Origin of the sequence: Luteitalea sp. (assembly GCF_022842525.1) — a bacterium.
In the GTDB taxonomy this organism is placed as follows: domain Bacteria; phylum Acidobacteriota; class Vicinamibacteria; order Vicinamibacterales; family Vicinamibacteraceae; genus Luteitalea.
The window spans coordinates 1-7,855 of record NZ_JALHPM010000241.1 but is presented as its reverse complement, the minus strand read 5'-3'; the positions used below and the strand labels follow the sequence as shown (position 1 = coordinate 7,855).

At 66.3% G+C, this 7,855-nt stretch carries 9 protein-coding genes; 1 reads left to right on the top strand and 8 read right to left on the bottom strand.

The genetic code is table 11. From position 1 onward, the window contains the following. Positions 1-270 precede the first annotated feature (270 nt). From Q0C41_RS27990 to Q0C41_RS27965, 6 genes are all read right to left on the bottom strand, one after another. Complete coding sequence (locus Q0C41_RS27990; protein WP_291989708.1) at positions 271-1,287, bottom strand: toprim domain-containing protein; 1,017 nt, start codon at positions 1,285-1,287, stop codon at positions 271-273. Positions 1,288-1,374: 87 nt separating this feature from the next. Next, positions 1,375-3,879, bottom strand: a complete 2,505-nt coding sequence (locus tag Q0C41_RS27985; RefSeq protein WP_291989706.1) for an adenosylcobalamin-dependent ribonucleoside-diphosphate reductase — start codon at positions 3,877-3,879, stop codon at positions 1,375-1,377. Between the two features lie 444 nt (positions 3,880-4,323). Next, a complete protein-coding gene (locus Q0C41_RS27980) occupies positions 4,324-4,674 on the bottom strand; it encodes a hypothetical protein (protein ID WP_291989704.1) in 351 nt (116 codons plus the stop codon). A 38-nt stretch (positions 4,675-4,712) separates the two neighbouring features. Next, a complete protein-coding gene (locus Q0C41_RS27975) occupies positions 4,713-5,024 on the bottom strand; it encodes a hypothetical protein (protein ID WP_291989702.1) in 312 nt (103 codons plus the stop codon). Positions 5,025-5,033: 9 nt separating this feature from the next. Then, entirely contained in the window at positions 5,034-5,372 is a 339-nt protein-coding gene (locus Q0C41_RS27970) for a hypothetical protein (RefSeq protein WP_291989700.1), read from the bottom strand. Beyond that, complete coding sequence (locus Q0C41_RS27965; protein ID WP_291989698.1) at positions 5,357-6,016, bottom strand: hypothetical protein; 660 nt, start codon at positions 6,014-6,016, stop codon at positions 5,357-5,359. Before Q0C41_RS27965 ends, Q0C41_RS27970 begins: the two co-directional genes overlap by 16 nt. 451 nt (positions 6,017-6,467) lie before the next feature. On the opposite strand from Q0C41_RS27965, the gene Q0C41_RS27960 reads away from it, so the two are divergent. Then, entirely contained in the window at positions 6,468-7,286 is an 819-nt protein-coding gene (locus Q0C41_RS27960; protein ID WP_291989696.1) for a hypothetical protein, read from the top strand. On the opposite strand, the gene Q0C41_RS27955 is transcribed toward Q0C41_RS27960, so the two are convergent. Both Q0C41_RS27955 and Q0C41_RS27950 read right to left on the bottom strand, forming a co-directional pair. Further along, a complete protein-coding gene (locus Q0C41_RS27955; RefSeq protein ID WP_291989694.1) occupies positions 7,283-7,510 on the bottom strand; it encodes a hypothetical protein in 228 nt (75 codons plus the stop codon). The genes Q0C41_RS27960 and Q0C41_RS27955 overlap by 4 nt on opposite strands. Positions 7,511-7,543: 33 nt before the next feature. Continuing rightward, positions 7,544-7,855: tyrosine-type recombinase/integrase (locus Q0C41_RS27950; RefSeq protein ID WP_291989693.1), on the bottom strand; the 312-nt coding region annotated here is incomplete at its 5' end.

Genomic DNA, 7,855 nt, shown 5'->3' with positions numbered 1-7,855 from the left:
CCGTACTTCATGGGGATCTCCAGATGAAATACGGGGACGGCTCTACCCCTTGAGCGGGGAAGCGCGTCCCCGCGGGGTGGTGGGCTCAGCCTGGCTGAGCGGTGATGCGGCGCGACGGCGAGACCGTCGCGCGCTCGGATTGAAGGGCTACCTTTGCTGTCGATCAGCGTGGCCTGGCAGCTGCCACAGGGAAACAAACTTCGGACCTCTTTCGCTGTGCCCACGGAGGACACAAGGAAAGAGGGGTGGCATTGCTGCCACCCCGAAAGACTATGCCGCCCGCTTGTCCTTGGCAAGCGAGGCGAGCCAGATGTCGGCCCAATCCGTGCCGGCCTGGCGGGGCACGAAGACCTCTACCGTGCGATGCAGACCTGCTTTGCGTGCCTCGCGAACGAGGCGTTGCGCGAGCAGGTAAGCCGATGACTGGCCGGCGAACTCCGCGTTGGCGTCGTTGTCGGCATAGATGCACACGCGCCGCACACGCTCGGGGACCCACAGCCGCTCCAGGTTGCCGCAGTTCAACGCGGCCCAGGTCGGCTTGCTCGTGCGCAGGCGCACTGCCAGCGCGGTCTCGATGCCTTCGGTGATCGCGAGTTCGTCCGTGGCCTCGTCGAGGCGCACGGCAGCTCCGTTGATGCCCGCAGACAGGAGCTTCTTGGACTGGTCACCCAGTGCCTTGCGCCCGTCCTTCAGGTAGGTGCGGTGCAGCGTGACGGCCTGACCGTCGGTCCCCTGCACGCACGCGAGCATCGCCGGGTAGGTGGCGATCAGCTTCGAGCGCTTTTGCCCGGGCTGCTTCTCGTAGTAGCCCAGGGCCGGATGGAACCGAAGCGTCTTCGGGTACGCACGCTGGTCGATGCCGCGGTTGCGCAGATACCGGTCCACCTCGTCGCCGGCGGCGACCGGGGTCGCCTGCAGCCAGGTCTGGTGGCACAGCTTCTTCATCCGCTCCAGCGATGGCCCTGACAGCCCTGGTGCCGACGCGACACGGGCCGTGCCGAGCATCTGCTCGATGTCGTCGAGCAGTTCGCCGAACCGTCCTCCGCGCACGGCGTGGGCCAGCTTCAGGCCACCACCGGCACCGCAGGAGCGGCAGTGGTAGTTGCCTTCGCCGAACTTGTCCGTGTACTGGAAGCGGTCGGTACCGCCACAGCCATCGATGGGACATGGCAGGTTCTTGCCCTTGAGGATGTCTTCGTCGACGCCCAGTTTTCGCAGGATGGACGTCCAATGCCCGTGCGCACGGGACTTCAAGTCCTTCACGCGCACTTCAAAGTCATTGTTCATGATGTCGTCCGATGAGTCGGCAGCCTCGGCACACGTGGCCCACCTGGAGGGTGTGCACCATGCGCCGAGGAGACCGGGGTTGTTGATTCAGCCGCAGCTGCCGACGTGGTTGCACTCGGGGCAGCGCTCGCAGCCGTCGACGCGCTGCAGGGCCCGCGCCCCGCACTCGGGGCACTGACGGCCGCGCGTCACGAAGCTCGACGACGCCGGCAGCGATGCCACGCTGTCGGCCGAGGCCACAAAGCCTTCGAAGCCCAACTGCAGTTCCAACTGCCTCGACAGGCGCGCGGACAGCTCAAGCACCGGCACTTGCGTGCCCTCTGCATCCAGGAATCCGCGCTTGGCCAGCATCTGCTGCAGCCAATAGCCGATCGCCGCGACCTCGGAGTCGTGCCAGCGCCTGGCCATGTGCCCGTCACCACGCTGCACACTGCCGCACTGGACCGGTCCCTTGTCCCAGACCACTTCGCGCATGTTCATCAGCGCCTTCTCGATCGAGCCGCCGGAGCGGCCCACCATCGAGAGCATCCGCATGTTCGAGGCGATCCATTGCTGGCCCTCGTCGCGCTGACCCGCCGGCATGAAGAACTCCACCGGCCGCTCGATGACGACCTGTTGGCCGTTGACGCTGCCCGCAACGCGCATGAAGTTGATGGTCAGGTAGACCGACTTCTTGCCTTCGCTCGTGTGGTACTCGACCTTCGAGGTCACGCCTTCGAGATCGCCCTCGGGTCGGCTGTCGAACTGCTTGCGCAGCGGATCGTCATCCTGAGCTGGCCTTGCTGTCTGCGCGGCTTGCTCACCCTCGACGCTCAAGATGGAACCGGTCACCGCATTGGGTCTGAACGTCGCCAACCCTTTGATGTCGGCCTTCCAGGCCCATAGGTACAGGTCCTTGAACTGCTCGTAGGGATAGTCCGCCGGGACGTTGACCGTCTTGGAGATGGCGGTGTCGATGCAGGGAGCGACGGCCGCAACCATCGCGGCGTGGGCCATGGCGCTCATCTCGAGCGCAGTGACGAAGGCGGATGTCAGCGGCGCCGCTTCGCCCTTGAGGCGGCGATACAGCCGCCATGCGTGGTCCTCGACCCCGTACTCCTGGATGCTGCCGTCGGGCATGCGCTTCTTGCGCGTGTACCGCCAGCTGAACGCCGGCTCGATCCCATTGCTCACGTTGTCCGCGAACGCCAGGCTGATCGTGCCGGTCGGCGCGATCGACAGCAGGTGCGAGTTGCGGATGCCGTACTGCCGGATCTGCTCCCGCAGATGTTGCGGCAGACGTGACGCGAAGGTCCCGCGCGAAAGGTACAGCTCTGCGTCGAACAGCGGGAACGGCCCGCGCTCTCGCGCGAGGTCGATGGAGGCCTGGTAGGCCGCGTCTCGCAACAGCTCGGAGATCCGTCGAGCCTGCCCGCGCGCCTCGGGCGTGTCGTACCGCAACCCGAGCATCACGAGGGCATCGCCCAGGCCGGTGAAGCCCAAGCCGACCCGACGCTTGTCCATAGCCTGCTGCTTCTGTTGCAGCAATGGCCAGACAGTGGCGTCGAGCACGTTGTCGAGCATGCGCACTGCGGTTCCGACCACGCGGGCGAAGGCTTCCTCGTCGAATCTCGCGTTCGGCTCGAACGGGTCGAGCACGAAGCGGGTCAGGTCGATGGAGCCCAGGCAGCAGCAGCCGTAGGCCGGCAACGATTGCTCGCTACACGGATTGCAGGCTTCGATCGTCTCGCAGTACGACAAGTTGTTGTCGCGATTGATCGTGTCGATGAACAGCACGCCAGGTTCGGCGTGGTCATAGGTGGACCGCATGATCTGGTCCCACAGGACCCGTGCCTTTACGGTTCGATAGACCCAGGGTCCCTGACCGGCGTAAAGCTGGTAGGCGCCCGCGGCCACCTGGGCGGCTCCCGGTTGCGCGGCGTGCTTCAGGTCGATGTCGCCGTCGTTGACCACGGCCTGCATGAAGGCGTCGGTCAAGGCCACCGAGAGGTTGAAGTTCTTCAGGCCGCCGGTGTCCTTGGCGTGGATGAACTCCTCGATGTCGGGGTGGTCGCAGCGGAGCACGCCCATCTGGGCGCCTCGTCGCGCACCGGCGCTCTCCACCGTCTCGCAGGAGCGGTCGAAGATCTGCATGTAGCTCACCGGGCCCGACGCGTGGCTGCGCGTGCTGCCGACCCAGGCACCGCGTGGGCGGATGCGCGAGAAGTCGTAGCCCACGCCACCGCCGCGACGCATGGTCTCAGCGGCCTCGGTCAACGCGGTATAGATGCCGGGGTGGCCATCGTCCATCTGGGCGATGGAGTCGCCTACCGGCTGCACGAAGCAGTTGATGAGCGTCGCTGCGAGGTCCATGCCCGCAGCCGACTGGATGCGACCGGCCGGCAGGAAGCCCCGCTGGAGCGCCCGCAGGAACTCGGCACGATGCTTGTCGCGGCGGTCAGGCTCGACGTCCGCGAGAGCCGTGGCGACGCGCGTGTTGACGTCGTCGATGGTTGATTCGTCGCCCTTGCAGTACTTTTCGCGAAGGACGTCGACACTGATGGGCTGCGGCTCGAGGGCAGCAGCGGGTGGGGCAAAGTCACTGAGGTTCATGTGAACTCCTCGGGTACGTGATGCCCACGCGGCAAGGCGCTGCCAGGCCGCACGCCTTGAAGGCGTGGACTGGCAGGCTCGGATGCGCGACGGTGGGCTGAAGAGGCAGGCAATCGGCCACGGAATGGCCGGACTGCTGCCCGCCGGACGGGATGGGTGGTGCAGGCGTGGTACCTGCATGGGGCCGCTTAGGGGCAGCGGCCGCGATTCAAGGGCTGACTTCGCGCCGGAGGGCGCCAGGCCTGTCAGCTGCCTGTGGGGAACTCGGTTCTTTCCGAAGGGCTGCCATCCCTTCGGAAAGAACCGCCGTGAGGCGACTCCTTCCGGAGCGCGGTCCTCCTGTTGCCAGGGGGAGCCGCTTTCCGATGCATGTGCGCGTCGTGGTCGATCGTCGTGCCCATGGGCATGTCGGATCGATCGCCGTCGCGCCGTTACTTCGCGGGACTACTGTCGAGCGGGCACGAGCTCAGGGTTCGCGATGCGCCAGGTCGGCGCCACCGCGAACCCGGTGGGCGTGCGCCGACCGGTGTCTTCGAAGAGCCCGGTGGCAAGCATCGAGTCGATCAGCGGCTCGTTCTCGGACCACGACTTCACCGAAAGTTCGTCGTCCGAGAGCACGGCGCCGTAGGGCACGAGGTTGCAGCTCAGGGTTGCGAGCGGCTCGGGCGGCTCGTCGCCGTCCGCCGTGTAGAGCTGGACGTAGATGGCGCCACCCTTGGGATAGCGGCCGACGTGGATGCTGGCCAGGCCGTAGGGGGTCTGGACCGAGCCGATGCTTGGAAGGTTCATCGACATGGGGGTTGCTCCTTGCGAGATCGGGGGAGCCCGACGCGCTACGGCGCGAGAGGCTCGGTGTAGAGGAGGCCGCACGCCAAGGCGTGGCCGATGGGATGGCTGGCAAGCTCGGGTGCTGTGGCCAGCCACTGATGCGGCACGACACCGTCCAGCCGTGCGATCTGGAAGCCTGCGGCCTCCGCGTGCACCTGGTAGGCGGGCCGATCCACGCCGGCCACGACGAAGGTGCGGCCGGCGTTGCCGGTGAGGACTTCGCATTCCTTCACGAGGTGTTCGAACTCACCCACCGAGCGCACGGGCAGCAGGTGCTGCATGCACGCGGTGCGGATGGGAAGGGCCTGAGCATTCATCGAGGTCTCCTAGTCGTCGTCGGTGACGACGCAGGTCAGTCGGCGGCTCGTGACGTCGCGAGGGATCGCAGCGGTGAGCCGGGAAGGATGAGATGGCCGCACCGTGGAGGTGGAAGCCGAGGTGAGCAACGGCTCGGCGTTTCGCCTGCCCGTGCCTTCGCCGACTTCGTCGAGAGTGCACAGCAGGTGAACCACCGGTGCCTGGGCCTCCCCGCCGATGGCGGGTGCCATGGAGGTCGTAGCCTCGGGATCGAATCCCTCGAGGGGCTCGTCCAACTTGCCGGCGATCCCCCAGAGTACGAGGATGACGACCAGCAGCACCTCGGGTCGCATCAGTTGATGTGGCATGGCATCTCCGGGGTGCGAGCGCCGCTCCCGTCGAGCGGCAGCGCGAACAGGTCGGGCTGGGCGGAGTCCCAGGACACCGATGCCTCGTGGCGACGGATCTGCTCGTTGAGCCACTGCGGATTGGCCGTCAGCTGCGCCGCAGCGAAGTGGGGATCGCTGTAGAACAGGTCCTGCGCCCACTGCGGATAGCGTGCGACGGACTCCCGCAGCCACCGTCGCGCATTGACGAGGAGCCATTGGCGAATCTCGTCGACGTCCAGCAGCCCGAAGTACGCGGTGGGCGACAAGGGGCTGGTGCCGACGACGCGCACGCACGAGGCGAACGAGAAGGGCCGGTGATCGTTCGCGGGACTGGTCAGTGCCCAGTCGAGCGTCTCGATCTTCTCCTCCAGGGGCGTCTCGGGGTCCGTGAGCTTCTTCAGCTCTTGCAGGAGCACCCAATGCAGTTGCACGACGGCCGCTTCGCTCCACGTGACCTCGTCGTCTGCCGAGACCGGCGCAGTCGGTTCGTCGAGCGCCTGCAGCGGCCATTGGTGCAACTGCAGGGTATGGATGGCCTCGGCGCTGCCGGGGATGGAAAGAGGCTCCTCGCAGTCGAAGAGGGAGCCCCGGATACAGGCGTTGGTGGCACTCATGGTGAGCATCGCTGCCTCCAAGGGAATGCGGAGCAACGCCTGTCCCCATCGGGGCAGCGAGTGCCCCGCGGGGGTTGAGGTGGAGGCCGGTCATGAACCGGCATTCAAGGGCTGGCTTCGGCGGCGCGTGCCGCGTCAATCGGTGTGCCAGCTACCGATCGGGAAACACCTTTCGGCGCACGACCAGGAAGGTCGCGCCTCGAAAGGCTGATCGGCGGATGAGGGTGTGCCCGATGTGGGCGGCGCGTCGTATCGACGCTCTGGAGGGCTTGCCTGATTTGGGGTGCAGGGCCAGCTACTGCACGTGCAACACCTTAGCGCCGGGTGCCCGGCTTTGTCAACGATGGGGCGACGCGCGATTTCGGCAGGGGGTTGGGCCCGCCTTTACGGTGGCGCGCGACGGGCGCGCTCGGGATGATTGCGGTACGCGTCAATTTCACCCGGACCACGGAGAGGCCCCATGACTTCGACCCGACTCGCCGTCATCGACACCGGTCAGGTGAACGAGCGCATCCTGAACAAGGACGAGTACCGCGCCGACTTCCGAAAGGTTGAAGGCGCGTCGCTCAAGCGCACGACACATTTGTCGAGTCCGCACGCCAAGCGGTTGTTCGCCCGGTGCTTCTACAGCTTCCAGGCCTCGATGTACTTCATCAGCGAGCTCGGGCGGGTCAAGCTCGACCACGAGGTGGTGGAGCGCATCGAGCAGAACATCCGCGAGTCGCTGGACTCGGCGACCACAGAGATCAACACGGCGATCGACCAGGCCGAGGCCCTGCTCAAGCATCACAACATCGATGTGCTGGCTTCCTACGACACGGTGCCGCTGCAGGTGGAGATTGGCATCACGTCGTCGTTCGGTCGGCGCTACTTCGACCTGATGCACAAGCTCGATGTCGTCATGCCCATGATGGAGACGCTGGCCATCGAGGAGATCATCAACGAGCGGGAGCTCGAGACGCGCCGGTCGATGTACAAGCGCGCCGTGCTCCACATCTCGACGCGGGCGCGCAACCTCTGGATGGGCGTGCGACGGCGGATGAACGAACGCGATGCACGGCTGGCCGCAGAGGCGGCCAAGCCCAAGCCCACGGGGCAGCGCCGGACCGCGTCGGGTGAACCAGATGGTGGAACTGTGGACGAAAGCGGTATCGGAACCCCGGCCGTTGCGATTGCGAGCGAGGAGGCGAGTGCGGTGCACGCAGGTTCACCTACTGTTCCCGGGGAACTTCACGAGCCGGCTGGTCAGGATCAGGAGGCCGTGCGGGCAGCCGCCTAAGCGCCAGCAGCCAGGCGGTCCACGATCCACTGCCGAAGTGCGGCGCGGCCGTCGTCATCGGCCACCAGTTGCTTCGGATTTCGACCGGCGAGGTCCGCGATCGGCAACGACACCCATAACGACATCCCGAGCGACGACGAAACGAGACGCTCGGGCACGTCCTCGTATCCGAGCTCGAGCAGCACCTTGCGCACGTGGGCGATGGCCATGAGGTCTGCCGGCATGCGGTGCGCTGTTTCCGTGGCCCGTGTTCGGTCTCAGTCCGGTCGCTCGGCGGAGTAGTCGACGCGACGGTAGCGATCCATCACACGCATTTCGACGATCCCGAGCCACTTCGCCACCAGTTCCTCGGACTTGCCGCGGCGCAGCTGGCGCAGGGCGAAGGTGTGCCGCAGGCGATAGGCACCACCCTCGCACAGGCTCTTGTCGATGCCGGAGGCTTCGAGGACCGAACGGACGGCGTCGTAGTGCGTCACCTTGCCCCATGGCTTGCCAGTACGCGTCGCGGGAAACAGGAAGTCGCCAGCGAGCTTCTGCTCCTTGCGCACCTGCAGCCAATAGGCCAGCAC